The sequence below is a fragment of the Xanthomonas protegens genome (genome assembly GCF_038442435.1).
Taxonomy (GTDB): Bacteria; Pseudomonadota; Gammaproteobacteria; order Xanthomonadales; family Xanthomonadaceae; genus Xanthomonas_A; species Xanthomonas_A sontii.
Genome location: NZ_JAQJCQ010000006.1, coordinates 10,133 through 27,235, shown reverse-complemented (window position 1 = coordinate 27,235; position 17,103 = coordinate 10,133). Strand labels below are relative to the sequence as shown.

Genomic DNA, 17,103 nt, shown 5'->3' with positions numbered 1-17,103 from the left:
GGGCGGCGGCGCCGTCATCCATGGCCGTGTCGTTGTCCGTGTCGGCAGCATCGGCGGCGTCGGCCGCCTTCTCCGCGGCTTCGGCGGCCGCATCGGCAGCGGCCTCGGCTGCTTCGGCAGCCGCATCGGCCGCCTCGGCTGCGGCATCGGCCTCGGCGGCGGTCGGCACCGCTGCGCGGGCGGAACCCGACGTGCTGGCAGGCGCGACGGCATGACCGGGCTGGGCCACCAGGCGCAGCGGCGCCACGCCGAGCACGGTCACCGCGGTCAGGATCAGGGCCGCGCCCAGGCGCGGAAAAGCGGACGTGGTCTGCAGCATCAGCAATCTCCGTTTCAGGCTCAGGAAGGTCGGCGAAGCGCTGGCCAGGCCGGCGCTGGGCCGCGGTGCCACACCCAGCTGCACCAGCAGCCGCGCGTAGTCGTGACGGCAATGGCGGTGGCCGGCGACCACGGCCGCATCGCAGGCCGCCTCGCGGGCCAGGGCGTACTCGCGGTTGGCCAGGTGCACCAGCGGATGGAAGAAGAACAGGTGCTGCGCCACCGCCGGCAGCAGCCCCCACCACAGGTCGCGGCGCTGCAGGTGCACCAGTTCGTGGGTCAGCGCCATGTCCAGATCGTCGGCGCGCAGGCTGTCCATGCGCCGCGCCGGCAGCAGCAGCACCGGCTGCCACGGCCCGATCAGTTGCGGCGAATCGGTGTGCGCGCACAGCCGCAGCTGCGGCGGCTGGCGCAGGCCGTGGGCCTCGGCCGCCAGGCGCAGCGCACCGAGCAGGGCGGTGTCGGTGCACGGCGCCGCCTCACGCGCACGCTGGCGGCTGCGACGGTAGGCCAGCACGCTGTGCGCGGCGCAGACCAGCACGCCGGCCAGCCACAGCGCCAGCAGCGCCTGCGCCCACGGCAAGGCGGCCAGGGATGTCGTGGCCGGGGGTGCGGCGATCGCCGCGGTGGCAGCGGTGGCGTTGACGTTGATCTGCGCGGGCACCGCAGCGGACACGCGCGGCGTCGCAGCGCCTGCCGGCGCCGCCGGCACCGTGGCGACGGCCGCCGGTGCTACAACGACCGGCGCCGGCGCGGCCGGCAGCACCGGCAACTGCACCGCCCCGGCCCAGAGCAGGCCCAGCACGCTCTGCGCGGCGACCAGCCACCACAGCCGGCAACGCGTCGCCGCCGGCAGGGTCGGCAGCCAGCGGCACAGCGCCCAGATCAGCCCGACCAGCACCAGCGTCTGCACGCTGGTCGCCAGCAGCCGCGACAGCAGGCTCTCGAACATGTCCGTCCCCACCAGGCTGTGCATGGCTCAGTCCTCCCGCCGTTGCGATTGCAGTTTGGCCACCAGGGCCTCCAGTTCGGCCAGTTCCGTGTCGCTGACCTCGGCGCGCTGCGACATCCACGCCACGAACGGCGACACCGAGCCCTGCAGGGTCTTCTCGACGAAGCTGCCGACCGCGCTGCGCACCACGTCGTCCTGGCCGCTGGTGGCGGCATAGCGGTACACGCCATGCACCTGGCGGCGACGCAGATAGGCCTTGGCGCGCAGGCGCTCCATCATGGTCAGCACGGTCGAGCGCGCGAGCCCGCGCGCCTCGCCGAACCCGGCGGCGACCTCGCCGACGCTGGCATCGCCGTGTTCGGCGATGTACTGCAGCAGGGCCAGTTCCTGGTCCCCGATCGATTTGCGGCGCATCCGCCCACTCCGATGACTACACGTGTCGGCAAAGCTACCTGTGACGACAATTGTCGTCAATAGGTCGCAGGTCATGGGCGGCAGGCGTCTACAAGCCTGGCGATGGCGCCGCTCCACGAGGCCAGTCGCACCCGGCGCCTGCCGGTGGAAGCCGCATCGGACCTGAGCATTCGGCCCCCAGGTCTCGCGCACGCGTGCAGCAGCATGAGGTCGGCGCCTCCGCCACCGTGCATGCACTCGCCTTAGACGTCGACGCTGATCCAGCCTCGTTCGCGCAGCGGCACCAGCGCTCTATACCCAGGTATCGCATCGCATACGCGCAGCAGGCAGCGCTGTACCAACGCGCAATGGTGCAAGTGCACATGCGATGCAAGAATTCCCTGCATCGCTTCACGCCGCTTTATTCACCGCGGGAAGCGCGCTGCCGCAGCTGCGCCGTTCGCCTCCATCGATCCGGAGCGGGGCGCCGCACCTGCCGCGCGCCACCTTCCCGGGTCCGCGCCGCACCGCCGGCGCTCTTCCATCGCAAACGCACAGCCAGCCGGACGTCGCCGCGAAGAGGCCGCCCTGCGCTGGGTGCGCGCGTGCGCCACCGCTTCCCACTCCACGCGGATCCGACCATGCACGCCACCTCCTCCCGTCTCCGCGCCGCCGCCCTGCCGATCTCTGCACCGCATCGCCTCAGGCACGCGTGCGCGCCGTCGTTGTTGTCTGCGGCGCTGGTCGCCTGCCTCGCCGCCTCCACGGCGCACGCCGCGGACGAGGCTGCGAGCAACAATGCGGACACCACCCCAACCACGTTGTCCGCACTGGACGTAGTGGCCTCGTCGCATGCGGCCGCGGTGGCGCCCACCCAGGTGGTGGGCCCGAACCGCTACGTCATCAATGCCGGCGACATGGACGCCGACATCGCCGGCAGCAACGGCCTGGCGCGGCTGAAGACCGTGCCCGGCGCCAGCTACACCGCCACCGATGGCCTGGGCCTGGACGTGTCCGCCACCAGCCTGTTCGTGCGCGGCTTCCGCATGAACGAAATGGGCGTCACCTTCGAAGGCGTGCCGTTGAACGACAGCGGTTTCCTGTCGCTGACCGGCACCAGCGTGGTCAACGTCGGCGTGCCGGACGCCATCGGCACCATCACGGTCAGCCCCGGCGCGGCACCGGTGAGCGTGTTCTCCAGCAGCGCCAACGGCGGCGCGCTGGAGTACCGCCTGGGCGAGCCGAAGGAGACGCCCGGCCTGCGCATCAAGCAAGGTATGGGCAGCAACGCGACCCGGGTCACCACGGTCTCGGCGCAGAGCGGGCAACTCGGCGACAACGGCCCGAAAGTGCAGGTCGACCTGCAGCGGCTGGGCGCTGACAAGTACCAGGGCGGCGGCACCCAGCGCTTCCTGCGCGGCGACCTGAAGGCGACGCAGGACGTGGCCTGGGGCACGTTCACCGTGTTCCTGTCCGCCAGCCACGCGGCGATGTGGGGCTACAACAACCTGTCCTTCGACATGCTCGGCAAGCTCGGCTGGCGCGCCGACAGTCTCTATCCCGACTACGCCAGGGCCTATGCCATCGCCCTGCCGCAGAACGCCGCCGCCTCCTGCGGCGCCTACCGCTGCGGCGCGCTGGCCGGGCTGCTGCCGTACGACACCGGCCAGGTCACCGACGACCGCATCGCCTCGCTCGCGCACGACTTCCACATCTCCGACGCGCTCAGCGGACACGTGCAGCTCTACAGCGCGCGCAGCCGCACCCATGCCACGCTGAGCGATCCGACCACGCCCTCGCCCGACGGTGCGCCGTTCTCCGAGCAGGTGCAGGCGCCGCACCTGCGGCGTACCGGCGGCCTGCTCAGCCTGACCTATGTGCATGGCCGGCATACGCTCAGCGCCGGCGTCTGGCAGGAGCACGGCAGCGCCGACGCGGCGACGTCCTGGTACACCGAGCCGCTGCTGGGGCAAGGCCAGCCGCTGCGCACCACAGGGCCGTGGGACGTGTACGGCCCGGCGTTCAAGACCGACAACCTTTCGCAGTGGACCACCCGCGCGCGCCAGGCCTACCTGCACGACGACATCGCGCTGAGCGACACGCTGGTGCTGGGCGTGGGCGCCAAGGCGGTGGATTTCCGCACCAGCGGCGGCGGTGTCGGCGATGCGCCGGACCGGCCGGCATCCGGCACGCTGCGTGCCAGGAGCGCGTTCCTGCCGCACCTGTCGCTGTTCTGGAGCCCAACCGCGCAGACTGATGGCTTCATCGACCTGGGAAGCGCCATGAACGGCTTCCGCGTCGCCCAGCGCGGCAACATCGGCTACACCGCCTCGGCCTGGACCGTGCCCGACCAGGCGACCTTCGACCGCCTCACCCGCCGCCTGCGCCCGGAACAGGACTGGAACCTCACCGTCGGCGGCACCCATCGCTTCGACCGCGCCACCGTCACCGCCGACGTGTTCTACGGCGACATCCGCAACCGCCTGCTGTCGGCCGCGGTCGGCACCCAGTTCGCGCAGGTCAACACCGTGCAGGTAATGCCGAGGATGCATACGTTCGGTGCCGACCTGGGCGTGACCGTCGACCTGACCCCGCATGTGCAGTTCTACCAGGGCGTGGCGCTGGCGCGCTCGGTCTACGACCGCGACGTCGTCGTCGATGGCAGCGTCTATCCAATCCAGGGCAAGGCGCAGCCAGGCTATCCGCAACTGTCGCTGGTCAGCGACCTGTCGGCGCATGTGCGCCACTGGCGGCTCGGCGCCACCAGCACCGAATACCTGCATCAGCCTTTCACCTACGAGAACGACCTGCGCGTGCCGGCATTCTGGCAGGTCAATGCGTACACGGCCTACACGCTGGGCGCGGACAGCCGGCTACCGGGCCTGGAGCTGCGTCTGGACGTGAGCAACCTGCTCGATCGTCACAACATCGGTACCGCCAACATCGCCGGCTCGGCCTTTGCCGGCGACTACCAGACGCTGCAGCGCAGCGCGCCGCGGCAACTGTTGTTCAGTACCTCGCTGGCGTTCTGAGCGGGCGGCATGCGCGCCCGCCCCGACGGGTGCGCATGCATGGGGCAGACACGGCGTTCACAGCGGTGCCACGGCGGCACGACTAGAAGTTTCCGCACCGGTCCGCCGACGCATGCCGCGTCCGTCGGCCCTCGCCGCCGCACTGCGGCGCGCCCCACGACCGCAGCGGCTTAAGGACAGGACATCGGCATGAGCGACGACACCCGCAACACCGGTTCGCCCGATCGCGACCGCATCAACCTCCACGAAGACTACGAAGTGCGCTACTGGACGCAGGCATTGGGCGTTTCCGCCGACGAGTTGCGCGCGGCGGTGCAGGCGGTGGGCAGCAGCGCCGCGGCGGTCCGCGCGCACCTGCGCAAGTGACGCGGGCCGGGCCCGCGCCATGAGCCTCGCCGACTACCGCCGCAAGCGCCGCTTCGACAAGACCCGTGAGCCGGAACCGGGCAAGCCGGTGCCGGCAGGACGGCGGCCGATCTTCGTCGTCCAGCTACACCACGCCAGCCGCCGCCACTACGATTTCCGCCTGCAGGTCGGCGATGCGCTGAAGAGCTGGGCGGTGCCGAAAGGGCCGAGCTACGACCCCAAGGTCAAGCGCATGGCGGTGGAAGTGGAAGACCATCCGCTGGACTACGCCACCTTCGAGGGCGAGATCCCGCAAGGCGAGTATGGCGGTGGGCATGTGGCCCAGTTCGATCACGGCGTGTGGAGCAGCGGGGACGATCCGGAGGCGCAGCTGGCCAAGGGCCATCTGCGCTTCGAACTGTTCGGCGACAAGCTCAAGGGTGGCTGGCACCTGGTGCGCTCGGGCAAGCCGGCGCGGCAGCCGCAGTGGCTGCTGTTCAAGGAGGACGACGCCTTCGCCAGCGACCTGGAAGCGGACGACCTGCTGGCCGATGTCACCGCGGCGCCCGCGCAGGACATCAAGCGTGCCGGCGCCGGCAAACCCGACAAACGCAAGGCGACGGTCGTCGCCGCACCGGCACGCAAGGGCCGCCGCACCAACTGGGCCAAGCTGGCCCAGGCGCTGCCGGGCGCGGTGCCGGCCGCGGCGCCGGACGGGCCGTTCACCGCACAACTGGCCCGGCTCGGCGACGCGCCGCCGCAGGGCGCGCATTGGATCCACGAGATCAAGTGGGACGGCTACCGGATCCTGGCCACCGTCGCCGGCGGCGTGGTGCGGCTGTGGTCGCGCAACGCGATCGAGTGGACCGACAGGATTCCCGAGATCCGCGATGCCATCGCCGCGCTGGGCCTGCGCTCGGGGGCGCTGGACGGCGAACTGATCGCCGGCAAGGGGACCAAGGAGGACTTCAACCTGCTGCAGGCGGTGCTGTCCGGCGAACGCCAGGGCAAACTCGCGCTGGCCTTGTTCGACCTGCTGCACCTGGACGGCATCGACATCGCCGCCGTGCCGCTGTCCGAGCGCAAGGCGCTGCTGCAGCGGCTGCTGCAGGGCGCCGATGCGCACCTGGCCTTCAGCTCGCACATCGACGGCGATGGCAACGCCGCGTTCCAGCTCGCCGGCGCGCAGCACTTCGAAGGCATCGTCTCCAAGCGCGCCGACCGCGGCTACCACGGCGGCCGCAGCGACGACTGGCGCAAGACCAAGCAATTGCGCTCGGACGAGTTCGCGGTGGTCGGCTACACCGCGCCCAAGGGCAGCCGCAGCGGCTTCGGTTCGCTGCTGTTGGCGCGGCCGGATCCCGAGCACGGCTGGCTGTATGTCGGGCGCGTGGGCTCCGGTTTCTCCGACGCCTTGCTGCGCGAGCTGACTACGTTGATCGGCAAGGCCGGCAGCACCACGCCCAGCGTGCACGTGCCCACTACCGACACCGATCTTCGCAGCGCGCGCTGGTTCGCACCGCGTTTCGTGGTGGAAGTGTTCTACCGCGGCATCGGCGGGCAGCAGTTGCTGCGCCAGGCCTCGTTGAAGGCGGTGCGGCCCGACAAGGACATCGCCGACCTGGGCGATCGCGACACGCCGGCACCGCGTGCAGCAGCCGCGCGCGCAACGCCGCCTGCCAGGAAAGCCAAGACGGACAAGACGGCCAAAGCGACCAAGACGGTGAAGACGACGAAAGCGGCGAAGGGTGCGAAAACGGCCGACACGAAGCCAGGCCCTGCCACGCGACGCAAGCGAGGTGTCGCGAGCGCCGACAGCACGCGCACGCCGCCGACGCTGTCCAGCCCCGGCCGCGTGGTCTTCCCCGACATCGGCGCGACCAAGCGCGAGGTCTGGGACTACTACAGCGCGGTGATGGACCACCTGCTGCCGGAGATCGCCGGCCGCCCGCTGTCGATCATCCGCTGCCCGGCCGGCGCCGAGCGCGCCTGTTTCTTCCAGAAACACCACACCGCCGGGCTCGAGCTGGTGTCGTCGGTAAAGCTAAAGGAAGAGAGCGGCACCCAGGCCGAATATCTGGTGGTCGAGGACGCGGCCGGGCTGCTCGAACTGGTGCAGTTCAACGCCCTGGAATTCCATCCCTGGGGCGCCAAGGCACAGTGCCCGGACGTGGCCGACCGCGTGGTGTTCGACCTGGATCCAGGCCCGGACGTGCCCTTCGCCGAGGTCAAGCGCGCGGCCACCGACATCCGCAAGCTGCTCGCGCAACTGGAACTGGAGTCGTTCCTGCGCGTGTCCGGCGGCAAGGGCCTGCACGTGGTGGTGCCGCTGGCCCCGGGTTGCGACTGGGACCTGACCAAGCGCTTCGCCCACGGCTTCGCCGACGCACTGGCGCAGTCGCAACCGGACCGCTTCCTCGCCACCGCCAGCAAGCGCCTGCGCAACCAGCGCATCTTCGTCGACTACCTGCGCAACGGTCGCGGCGCCACCGCCGTGGCCTCGTACTCGCTGCGCGCCCGCGCCGGCGCGCCGGTGGCGATGCCGCTGGCCTGGAGCGACCTGTCCAAACTGCACCGCGCCGACGCCTTCAAGCTGCGCGACGTCCCCGCCAAGCTGAAACGGCGACGCAAGGATCCGTGGGCCGGCATCGATGCCTTGAAGCAGAACCTGGCGCGCTGGGCCGAAGCGGAGTGAGCAAAGCCCCTCTCCCTGCGGGAGAGGAGTTGGGGTGAGGGTCCGGCGCGAAGCGACTCGCTGTGATCGAACACGAGCGACCGCACCCTCATCCGCCCCTGCGGGGCACCTTCTCCCGGGGGGAGAAGGGAATCAAAGCCCTCTCCCGCCGGGAGAGGGGTTGGGGTGAGGGTCGGCGCGAAGCGACTCGCCGACATTGACCACGAGCGACGCGTACCCTCATCCGCCCCTGCGGGGCACCTTCTCCCGAGGGGAGAAGGGAATCAAAGCCCCTCTCCCTGCGGGAGAGGGGTTGGGGTGAGGGTCCGGCGCGAAGCGACTCGCTGTGATCGAACACGAGCGACCCGCACCCTCATCCGCCCCTGCGGGGCGCCTTCTCCCGGGGGGAGAAGGGAATCAAAGCCCCTCTCCCGCCGGGAGAGGGGTTGGGGTGAGGGTCCGACCGCTAGCCAACTCACCCGCCAACCCACGCACCCACTAGCCCGTCGGCCCACCCATCACCGGCAGGATCGCGCCATTGATGTAGCTGGCGGTGATCGGCGAAGCCAGGAACACGTACGCCGGCGACAGTTCCTCCGGCTGCGCCGGGCGTCCCATCGGGTTCTGCTTGCCGAATTCCGCCACGTCCTCCGCCGGCTTGTCGGCGGGATTGAGCGGCGTCCACACCGGCCCCGGCGCGACCGCGTTGACGCGGATGCCGCGCGGTTGCAATTGGCTGGCCAGGGCCATGGTGAAGGCATGGATCGCGCCCTTGGTCGCCGAATAATCCAGCAGCGACTTGCTGCCGAACAACCCGGTCTCCGAGCCACTGTTGACGATCGCCGAGCCGCGCTTGAGGTGCGGCAACGCCGCGCGCGCCATGTGGAAATAGCCGGCGATGTTGGTCTGCAAGGTCTCCTGCAGGTGCTCCTCGCTCAGGTCCTCCAGCGCATCGCAGTGCAACTGGAAGGCGGCGTTGTTGACCAGCACGTCGAGCCCGCCGAAGGCGCGCACGGTCTGCGCCACCGCGTCCTCGCAGAACGCCGGATCCTTCACGTCGCCGGCGATGGTGATGCAGCGGCGGCCTTCGTTCTCCACGTGCTGGCGGGTGACCTGCGCATCCTCGTGTTCGTCCAGGTACAGCACCGCCACATCCGCGCCCTCGCGCGCGAACAGCACCGCTACCGCGCGACCGATGCCCGAGTCGGCACCGGTCACGATCGCGCTCATGCCGCGCAGTTTGCCGCTGCCCACATACTCCGGCGCCTCGAAGCGCGGCTGCAGCGCCAGCTCGTGCTCGTTGCCCGGCTTGGCCAGGTGCTGCCTGGGCATGCGCTGCGGCTGCTTGCGCGGCCCGGCCTGACCGGCGTCGCCCGGCTTGGCGCGCTTGGACTTGGGCTTGGCGTCGGCGGCATCGACCGCGCGCTGCAGCGCGCGTTGCTGCTGCGCAGTCTTGGCGCTGGACGACGAGGCTCTGCTGCGCTTGGACGGGGCGGACTTGGTGGCGGCAGGACGCTTGCGGGAGGCCATCGGCAATACTCCGGATGCGGGAGAAGGACGCAGTCGCGCAGCCCTCCTCGAGAGGAAAAAAGGGGCGCCGCTCAGGCGCGGTCGGCGAGACCGCTGACGCCGGCGTGCTGGGCGCAGTGCGCGCAGCAGAACATGCGCTCGCCGGCCTGCACGCCGTGGCCGACGATGCGGCACTCGCAATGGCTGCAGCGCGGGGCGAAGGCGTGGATCGCGCACTCGAACGAATCGAAGGTGCCGCTGCGTGCGCCCTGGGTCAGGGTGAAGGCCTGGTCGTAGTCGTTTCCGCAGACATCGCAGGTGGCCATGATCGGCTCCGGTTGCTGGGGGAATCCCGAGTCTGGCCCCGCCGGCGGCCACGACCGGTGAAACCACCGGCGCGATCTCTTCATGCGGCGCAAACATGCGCCGCGACAGGCTCGCGCCATCGATCGAAGGAGACGCCCCATGATCCGCCACCCGCTCGCCCGCCTCGCCCCGTTCGCCGCCGTGCTGTTGCTCGGCGCCTGCAGCACCACCCAGGTGGCGCAGGTGCAGCCGATCGACGGGGTCATCTCCGGCCAATGCCATATCGACAAGGTGCGCGGCGCGGTCGGCCTGGCCGCCTCGCGCATGACCGTCGAACGCGCCCGCGTCGACAGCGACAGCCTCAAGGTGCAGGTGGTGAGGAGCAGCGTCAGCGACAACGGCGCCACCTCCAGCGGCGTGGACAGCGCCAACCGCGGCGCGCGCGAGACCGGCGGCGACCGCCTGACCGTCGAGATCGGCCCGACCAACAACATCACCACCGTGTATTGCGGCTGATCCGCACCGCGAGGCCGTGCCCGCCGCATCCGCGGCGGCGCGGCGGCGCGGCGCTCAGGCGCGCTTGCGCGCCGCGGGCGTGGTCTTGCGCTTGCTGCGGTTACCACTGCCCTGCGTGCTTGCCGCCGCACCCTTGCGCGTGGTCCGCGCGGCTTTGCGTAAGGGCGGTGCCTTGGCCGCGCCGCGACCGGCGGCCTTGGCCGCCTTGCGTGCCGCAGCGCGCGCCCGGCTCAGGTACTTCAGCGTGATCAGGTCCCACTGCCGTTCGCCGCGCACACCTTCGCATAGCCCATGCAGGCGCCCGCAGCGCCAGCCGTCGAACACGCACGGGTCGATGTAGGCCTTGCGGCACACCGCCGGGGTATTGCCCAGCGCCTCGGCCACCTCGCGGATCACCGCGTTCTGCGCCTGCGCCAACGCGCGTTCGCCGCCCGTGTCCGGCAGCGGCAGCGCGGCCAGCCGCTGCAGCGCGGCGCGGGTACCGCCCCAGGTGCGGAAGTCCTTGGCGGTGAAGCTCTCGCCCATCGCTTCGCGCAAATAGTCGTTGACCTCGCCCGAATCCACCGGCTGCAGCTGGCCGTCGTCGTCGCGGTACTGGAACAGCGCCTGCCCGGGCAATTGCTGGCAGCCACGGATCAGCTTGACCAGGTGCACGTCGTCGACCTCGATGTCGTGCTCCTGGCCGCCCTTGCCGCGGAACTGCAGCCGCGCGCGGCCGCCCTTCACGAAGGCCAGGTGGCGATTGCGCAGCGTGGTCAGGCCGTAGGAGCGGTTGCTGCGCGCGTATTCGGCGTTGCCCACGCGCACCAGGGTCTCGGCCATCAGCGCCACCACCATCGCCAGCACCTTGTCGCGCGGGTAGCCGGGCAGGGCCATGTCGCGGCGCAGGCGCCGGCGCAGCCGCGGCAGGGCCTGGCCGAAGGCGACGATGCGCTCGAACTTGCCATCGCCGCGCACCTGCGCCCAGTCGGCGTGGTAGCGATACTGCTTGCGCCGGCGCGCGTCGCGGCCGGTGGCCTGCAGGTGGCCGTTGTCGCGCGTGCAGATCCACACCTCGGTGTAGGCCGGCGGGATCGCCAGCTGGCGGATGCGCTGCAGGGTGGCGGCGTCGCGCACCGCGCTGCCGTCGGGCAGGCGGTAACCGAAGCCCTTGCCGGCGCGGCGGCGGACGATGCCCGGCTCCTGGTCGCTGACATAGACCAGGCCGGCGCTGCTGGCGGCCTGGCGGGACTGGCGGGCACGCGCCGCCTCGGCCGCGGCGGTGGAACGGGACGCGTTGGACATCGGACCTCCGAAAAGCCGGAACCGCGGCCCGCGCCGCCGGCTCCACGAGCATCGATTGTCGGCAGTGCCGCGGCTAGGCCGCGTGAGCGATTGCCGCCTGCCGCATGTCGGTCCACCACTGCGGAAGTACTGCAGTCCGTGTGGGAGGGACGTCAGTCCCGACGCCTGAAGTAGTCAGCTCGCCTTGGACGTCACGCGTCGCGGCTCAAGCCATTCCCACGAGGCGTGTCGGCGTGCCGGTTAACGCCTGGCGAACGCGCGGTATCCGATCCTGTCGCCACCGGAACCTGCGCTGCGCCGGCGCCTGCCGTCGCCCGGCGAGACGACGGCAACGCAAAGCGCATCACACGTTCTATGCTTCACCCCATCTTCCCTCCAGCCATAGGAGCCCCGATGAGCAACCTCCTTTCCTCCCGTGCGTCCACGCGTGCCGGCCTGCTCGGCACGGCCTGCCTGGCGCTGGCCCTGGCCGCCTGCGGCGCGCCGCCGCCGGACGAGCAGGAACAGGTGAGCGCCAAGGCGCAGGCCGCCGCGCAGCAGGCCGCCGCGCCGGACCCGGCCAACGCGCCGGACGCCCCGCCGGTGGGCACCTGCGATGCCTCGCAGGCGCAGGGCCTGGTCGGCCAGACCTTCGCGCCGACGCTGCTGGACCAGGCGCGCAGCGATGCCGGCGCCAAGACCGCGCGCGTGCTCAAGCCGAACCAGGCGGTGACCATGGAGTTCAACGGCGAACGGCTCAACATCGAGGTCGACGAGAAGAACCAGATCACCGGCGTGCGCTGCGGCTAGGGCCTGTCCCCCATTCCCGGGCGGGTCGCGCCGCCCTGGCGCATGCCCGGGGCAGGGAAGCGCGAGGGAGTGGACGTCTGTCCATGACCGGGGAATGACGCAGTCCCGGAACGCACAAGCGCAGGCGCTGGGGCGCCGTCAGGAGCCCCGGCGCGGCGGCGGCGACAGCGCCGCCGCCGGCGCTGAAGTTGCAGGTGTAACGGTGTATTGCGGCACCGCACCAACTATGTTTTAGTCGGGATTCCGGTGACCTCAAGAAGCGCTCCAGGACAGAGCGGGGGCGAGTGTCGCCGCGTTCCTTCGGATCGCTTTCAGAGGCAGACATGGCCCCCCGCAACCGCCACGGGCTCTACGACCCCCAAGACGAGCGCGATGCCTGTGGTTTCGGCATGGTCGCGCAACTCGACGACCAACCTTCGCGGGCGCTGGTGGATACCGCCATCGCCGCCCTGTCGCGCATGACCCATCGCGGCGGCGTCGCCGCCGACGGCCTCACCGGCGACGGCTGCGGCCTGCTGATCCGCAAACCCGAGCCGTTCCTGCGCGCGCTGGCGCGCGAGGCCGGCATCGCGGTCGGCGCGCGCTTCGCTGCCGGCAACGTGTTCCTGCCGCGCGACGATGCCGACGCCGCCGCACGCTGCCGCCAGGTGCTGGAAGAAGAACTGCGCCGCGTCGACGTGCAACCGTGCGGCTGGCGCCTCACCCCCACCGACGATGCGGTGTGCGGGCAACTGGCCAAGGACACCCTGCCGCGCATCGAGCAGGTGTTCGTCGACGCCGGCGCCGAGCAGAGTGAAGACGCGTTCGCCCTGGCCCTGTTCCTGGCGCGCCGCCGCGCCGAGCAGCGCCTGCGCGAGGTCGCCGATTTCTACGTCACCACGCTCTCGCCCAACGGCATCAGCTACAAGGGCATGGTGCTGCCGGACAAGCTCAGCACCTTCTACCCGGACCTGCAGCGCAACGACCTGGCCTCCAGCGCCATCGTGTTCCACCAGCGCTTCTCCACCAACACGCTGCCGCGCTGGCCGCTGGCGCATCCGTTCCGCCTGCTCGCGCACAACGGCGAGATCAACACCATCGAGGGCAACCGGCACTGGGCCCAGGCGCGCAGCAAGGTGTGGAAGACCCCGCGTTTCGACATCGCCGAGCTGGACCCGGTGATCTCGATGCATGGCTCCGATTCGCAGAGCCTGGACAACATGCTCGAGCTGCTGGTCGCCGGCGGCATGGACCTGCTGCAGGCGCTGCGCATCCTGGTGCCGCCGGCCACGCAGTCGCTGGAGTTCAAGGACGCCGACCTGGCCGCGTTCTACGAGTTCTACGGGCTCAACACCGAGCCGTGGGACGGCCCGGCCGGCATCGTCGCCTGCGACGGCCGCTACGCCGCGTGCATGCTCGACCGCAACGGCCTGCGCCCGGCGCGCTGGATGCTGACCTCCGACCGGCATTTCCTGGTGGCCTCCGAGGCCGGCGTGTGGGAATTGCCGGCCGAGCGCGTCACCCGCAAGGGCAAGCTCGGCCCCGGCGAGATGATGGCCATCGACCTCAAGCGCGGCGACCTGCTCGATTCGGATGCCATCGACCGCATCAACCGCGGCCGTGCCCCGTACAAGCAATGGCTGCAGCAGGGCGTGACCTACCTGCAGACCGAACTGATCGACCCCTCGCTGGTCGAGGAGCCGTTCGACGAGCGCACCCTGCGCAGCTACCACAAGCTGTTCCAGCTCAGCACCGAGGAAGTGGAGCAGGTGCTGCGGCCGCTGGCCGAGACCGAGCAGGAAGCCACCGGCTCGATGGGCGACGACACCCCGATGGCCGTGCTCAGCCGCCACACCCGGCCGCTGTACGACTACTTCCGCCAGGCCTTCGCGCAGGTCACCAACCCGCCGATCGACCCGCTGCGGGAAGACTGCGTGATGTCGCTGACCACCCAGCTCGGCAAGGAGACCAACATCTTCCATGCCGGCCCGGAGACGGTGAACCACGTCATCCTCAACTCGCCGGTGCTCAGCCAGCGCAAGCTGCGGCAGTTGCTGAAGATGCCGCAGTACCTGACCCGCAACGCGCAGATCGACCTGTCCTACAGCGTCGAGGAAGGCCTGGAAGCCGGGCTCAAGCGCATCTGCGCCGAGGCCGAACAGGCCGCGCGCGACGGCAAGGTCATGCTGCTGCTGACCGATCGCTACCCGGTGCCGGAGCGGCCGATGGCGCATGCACTGCTGGCCACCGGCGCGGTGCACCACCACCTCTCGCGGGTGGGCCTGCGCTGCGACGTCAACCTGATCATCGAGACCGGCACCGCGCGCGACCCGCACCACATGGCCTGCCTGCTCGGCTTCGGCGCCACCGCGGTGTATCCGTACCTGGCGTACCAGACCCTGTTCGACCTGGGCCGGCGCGGCATCCTGCTGCTCAAGAGCGGCGGCGAGCAGACCCAGATCGGCCGCAAGTACCGCAAGGGCATCTACAAGGGCCTGTCCAAGATCATCTCCAAGATGGGCATCTGCACCATCGCCAGCTATCGCGGCGCGCAGCTGTTCGAGATCGTCGGGCTGGATCCGGACGTGGTGGCATTGTGCTTCCCGGACACCGCCGCGCGCATCGGCGGCGTCGGCCTGGCGCGGCTGGACACCGAGGCGCGGCAGCTGGCCGCGCGCGCCTGGAACGACCTGCTCAAGCCGGAAGTGGGCGGCCTGCTCAAGTACGTGCACGGCGGCGAGTACCACATGTACAACCCGGACGTGGTGCTGACCCTGCAGCGCGCCACCCGCAGCGGCCTGCAGGCCGACTGGGACGCCTACGCCGCCGCGGTGCACGGGCGCCCGGCCTCGGCCCTGCGCGACCTGCTGCAGCTCAAGCGCGCCGAGACGCCGACGCCGCTGGACGAGGTGGCGCCGGCCGAAGACCTGCTGCGCCGCTTCGACACCGCCGCGATCAGCCTCGGCGCCCTGTCGCCGGAGGCGCACGAGGCGCTGGCGATCGCGATGAACCGCCTCGGCGGGCGCAGCAATTCCGGCGAAGGCGGCGAAGACCCGGCGCGCTACGGCACCGAGAAGCGTTCCAAGATCAAGCAGGTGGCCTCCGGCCGCTTCGGCGTGACCCCCGAATACCTGGTCAACGCCGAGGTGCTGCAGATCAAGGTCGCGCAGGGCGCCAAGCCCGGCGAAGGCGGCCAGTTGCCCGGGCACAAGGTCAACGAACTGATCGCGCGGCTGCGCTACGCCAAGCCGGGCATCGGCCTGATCTCGCCGCCGCCGCACCACGACATCTACTCGATCGAAGACCTCGCGCAGCTGATCTACGACCTCAAGCAGGTCAATCCCAGCGCGCTGGTGTCGGTGAAGCTGGTCAGCCATGCCGGCGTGGGCACCATCGCCGCCGGCGTGGTCAAGGCCGGCGCCGACCTGATCACCGTGTCCGGCCACGACGGCGGCACCGGCGCCAGCCCGGTCAGCTCGATCCGCTACGCCGGCGTGCCGTGGGAACTGGGCGTGGCCGAGTCGCACCAGGCGCTGGTCGCCAACGACCTGCGCACGCGAACCATCCTGCAGACCGACGGCGGCCTGAAGACCGGCCTGGACGTGGTCAAGGCGGCGATCCTGGGCGCGGACAGCTTCGGCTTCGGCACCGGGCCGATGATCGTGCTCGGCTGCAAGTACCTGCGCATCTGCCACCTCAACAACTGCGCCACCGGCGTGGCCACCCAGGACGAGCGCCTGCGCGCCAACCACTTCGTCGGCCTGCCCGAGCGCGTGGAGAACTTCTTCCGCCTGCTGGCCGAGGAAGTGCGGCAATGGCTGTCGTACCTGGGCGTGCGCTCGCTGGACGAGATCGTCGGCCGCACCGAACTGCTGCAGCAGCTGGACATCTCGCCGCGCGAAGGCGTGCGCGTGGACCTGTCGCGGCTGCTCAAGGACGTGCGTCACGACGGCGGCCACTGCGCCGCGCAGCGCCTGTACGAATCGCCGGACAGCCTGGCCACGCAGATGGACGGCCTGCTCGCCGACGCCATCGCGCACAAGCGCGGCGGCGACCATCGCTTCCTGATCCACAACACCGACCGTTCGATCGGCGCGCGCCTGTCCGGCGCCATCGCCCGCGTCCACGGCAACCACGGCATGGATGATGCGCCGCTGACCCTGCGCTTCCGCGGCTCGGCCGGGCAGAGCTTCGGCGCGTTCAACGCCGGCGGCCTGCACCTGGAACTGGAAGGCGAGGCCAACGACTACGTCGGCAAGGGCATGGCCGGCGGCCGCCTGGTGGTGCGTCCGCCGCGTGGCGCGCGCTTCGAGGCGCGCAGCACCGCGATCATCGGCAACACCTGCCTGTACGGCGCCACCGGCGGCGAGCTGTACGCCGCCGGCCGCGCCGGCGAACGCTTCGCCGTGCGCAACTCCGGCGCGCTGGCGGTGATCGAGGGCGCCGGCGACCACTGCTGCGAGTACATGACCGACGGCATCGTGCTGGTGCTGGGCAAGGTCGGCCTGAACTTCGGCGCCGGCTTCACCGGCGGCCTGGCCTACGTGCTCGACGTGGACCGCGATTTCGTCGACCGCTACAACCACGAACTGATCGACATCCACCGCATCTCCGCCGAAGGCTTCGAGAGCCACCGCCAGCACCTGCACAAGCTGATCAGCCGCCACCGCGAACTGACCGGCAGCATCTGGGCGCAGCAGATCCTCGACGAATTCCGCGACTACGTGGGCAAGTTCTGGCTGGTCAAACCGAAGGCGGCGAGCATCGAGTCGTTGACCGAGTCGCTGCGCCGAGCCGCCTAGTGGCGGCACGTCGCAGCGACGGGATTGGGGAGTCGGGATTCGGGATTGGCAAAAGCAACCCCGCATCGGATCCGACACCAGTCCCCCGCTTTTTCGAATCCCCAATCCCCAATCCCGAATCCCCACGCAACGCGCACCCCGTACCCTCATCCGCCCCTTCGGGGCACCTTCTCCCGGTGGGAGAAGGGATTACGCCACGGATTC

At 70.5% G+C, this 17,103-nt stretch carries 10 protein-coding genes and 1 pseudogene; 6 read left to right on the top strand and 5 right to left on the bottom strand.

Translation table 11 applies throughout. The features are described from left to right. Nucleotides 1-52: 52 nt before the first annotated feature. Together PIQ37_RS08650 and PIQ37_RS08645 are read right to left on the bottom strand one after the other, a co-directional pair. Nucleotides 53-1,294: pseudogene (locus tag PIQ37_RS08650) on the bottom strand (M56 family metallopeptidase); the annotation flags it as partial. Between the two features lie 3 nt (nucleotides 1,295-1,297). Continuing rightward, the gene (locus tag PIQ37_RS08645; protein WP_342073157.1) at nucleotides 1,298-1,684 is read right to left on the bottom strand and encodes a BlaI/MecI/CopY family transcriptional regulator; all 387 of its coding nucleotides are present in this window, start codon (nucleotides 1,682-1,684) and stop codon (nucleotides 1,298-1,300) included. Between the two features lie 620 nt (nucleotides 1,685-2,304). Between PIQ37_RS08645 and PIQ37_RS08640 the strand changes: the two genes are divergently transcribed. The 3 genes from PIQ37_RS08640 (at nucleotide 2,305) to ligD (ending at nucleotide 7,735) form a co-directional block, all read left to right on the top strand. Continuing rightward, nucleotides 2,305-4,695: a TonB-dependent receptor gene (locus tag PIQ37_RS08640; RefSeq protein WP_342073156.1), complete on the top strand. Its 2,391-nt coding sequence runs from the start codon at nucleotides 2,305-2,307 to the stop codon at nucleotides 4,693-4,695. Between the two features lie 189 nt (nucleotides 4,696-4,884). Further along, nucleotides 4,885-5,061 carry a DUF3606 domain-containing protein gene (locus PIQ37_RS08635; protein WP_048491671.1) on the top strand — a complete coding sequence of 59 codons (177 nt, stop codon included), beginning with the start codon at nucleotides 4,885-4,887 and terminating at the stop codon, nucleotides 5,059-5,061. 19 nt (nucleotides 5,062-5,080) lie between these two features. Then, nucleotides 5,081-7,735 (top strand): DNA ligase D, encoded by a 2,655-nt coding sequence (ligD, locus tag PIQ37_RS08630; protein ID WP_342073155.1) that lies wholly within the window; start codon nucleotides 5,081-5,083, stop codon nucleotides 7,733-7,735. 477 nt (nucleotides 7,736-8,212) lie between these two features. On the opposite strand, the gene PIQ37_RS08625 is transcribed toward ligD, so the two are convergent. Next, nucleotides 8,213-9,244, bottom strand: a complete 1,032-nt coding sequence (locus PIQ37_RS08625; RefSeq protein ID WP_342073154.1) for an SDR family oxidoreductase — start codon at nucleotides 9,242-9,244, stop codon at nucleotides 8,213-8,215. A gap of 71 nt (nucleotides 9,245-9,315) precedes the next feature. After that, nucleotides 9,316-9,549 (bottom strand): hypothetical protein, encoded by a 234-nt coding sequence (locus PIQ37_RS08620; RefSeq protein WP_010342266.1) that lies wholly within the window; start codon nucleotides 9,547-9,549, stop codon nucleotides 9,316-9,318. 139 nt (nucleotides 9,550-9,688) lie between these two features. On the opposite strand from PIQ37_RS08620, the gene PIQ37_RS08615 reads away from it, so the two are divergent. Beyond that, the gene (locus PIQ37_RS08615; protein ID WP_048491675.1) at nucleotides 9,689-10,045 is read left to right on the top strand and encodes a hypothetical protein; all 357 of its coding nucleotides are present in this window, start codon (nucleotides 9,689-9,691) and stop codon (nucleotides 10,043-10,045) included. Between the two features lie 54 nt (nucleotides 10,046-10,099). Here PIQ37_RS08615 and PIQ37_RS08610 read toward each other — a convergent pair whose 3' ends face one another. Next, the gene (locus PIQ37_RS08610) at nucleotides 10,100-11,329 is read right to left on the bottom strand and encodes a DNA topoisomerase IB (RefSeq protein ID WP_342073153.1); all 1,230 of its coding nucleotides are present in this window, start codon (nucleotides 11,327-11,329) and stop codon (nucleotides 10,100-10,102) included. A 393-nt stretch (nucleotides 11,330-11,722) separates the two neighbouring features. On the opposite strand from PIQ37_RS08610, the gene PIQ37_RS08605 reads away from it, so the two are divergent. Continuing rightward, on the top strand, nucleotides 11,723-12,118 hold the full coding sequence (locus PIQ37_RS08605; RefSeq protein ID WP_017909733.1) for an I78 family peptidase inhibitor: 396 nt from the start codon (nucleotides 11,723-11,725) through the stop codon (nucleotides 12,116-12,118). A gap of 323 nt (nucleotides 12,119-12,441) precedes the next feature. Continuing rightward, nucleotides 12,442-16,899, top strand: coding sequence for a glutamate synthase large subunit (gene gltB, locus PIQ37_RS08600; RefSeq protein WP_342073152.1), 4,458 nt, complete (start codon nucleotides 12,442-12,444; stop codon nucleotides 16,897-16,899). Nucleotides 16,900-17,103: the final 204 nt, after the last annotated feature.

Excerpts from the sequence above, each read along its gene's own strand:
- PIQ37_RS08610 (WP_342073153.1), bottom strand. The coding sequence starts at position 11,329 with ATGTCCAACGCGTCCCGTTCCACCGCCGCGGCCGAGGCGGCGCGTGCC.
- PIQ37_RS08605 (WP_017909733.1), top strand. The coding sequence starts at position 11,723 with ATGAGCAACCTCCTTTCCTCCCGTGCGTCCACGCGTGCCGGCCTGCTC.
- PIQ37_RS08615 (WP_048491675.1), top strand. The coding sequence starts at position 9,689 with ATGATCCGCCACCCGCTCGCCCGCCTCGCCCCGTTCGCCGCCGTGCTG.
- PIQ37_RS08645 (WP_342073157.1), bottom strand. The coding sequence starts at position 1,684 with ATGCGCCGCAAATCGATCGGGGACCAGGAACTGGCCCTGCTGCAGTAC.
- PIQ37_RS08620 (WP_010342266.1), bottom strand. The coding sequence starts at position 9,549 with ATGGCCACCTGCGATGTCTGCGGAAACGACTACGACCAGGCCTTCACC.
- gltB (WP_342073152.1), top strand. The coding sequence starts at position 12,442 with ATGGCCCCCCGCAACCGCCACGGGCTCTACGACCCCCAAGACGAGCGC.
- PIQ37_RS08625 (WP_342073154.1), bottom strand. The coding sequence starts at position 9,244 with ATGGCCTCCCGCAAGCGTCCTGCCGCCACCAAGTCCGCCCCGTCCAAG.
- PIQ37_RS08640 (WP_342073156.1), top strand. The coding sequence starts at position 2,305 with ATGCACGCCACCTCCTCCCGTCTCCGCGCCGCCGCCCTGCCGATCTCT.
- PIQ37_RS08635 (WP_048491671.1), top strand. The coding sequence starts at position 4,885 with ATGAGCGACGACACCCGCAACACCGGTTCGCCCGATCGCGACCGCATC.
- ligD (WP_342073155.1), top strand. The coding sequence starts at position 5,081 with ATGAGCCTCGCCGACTACCGCCGCAAGCGCCGCTTCGACAAGACCCGT.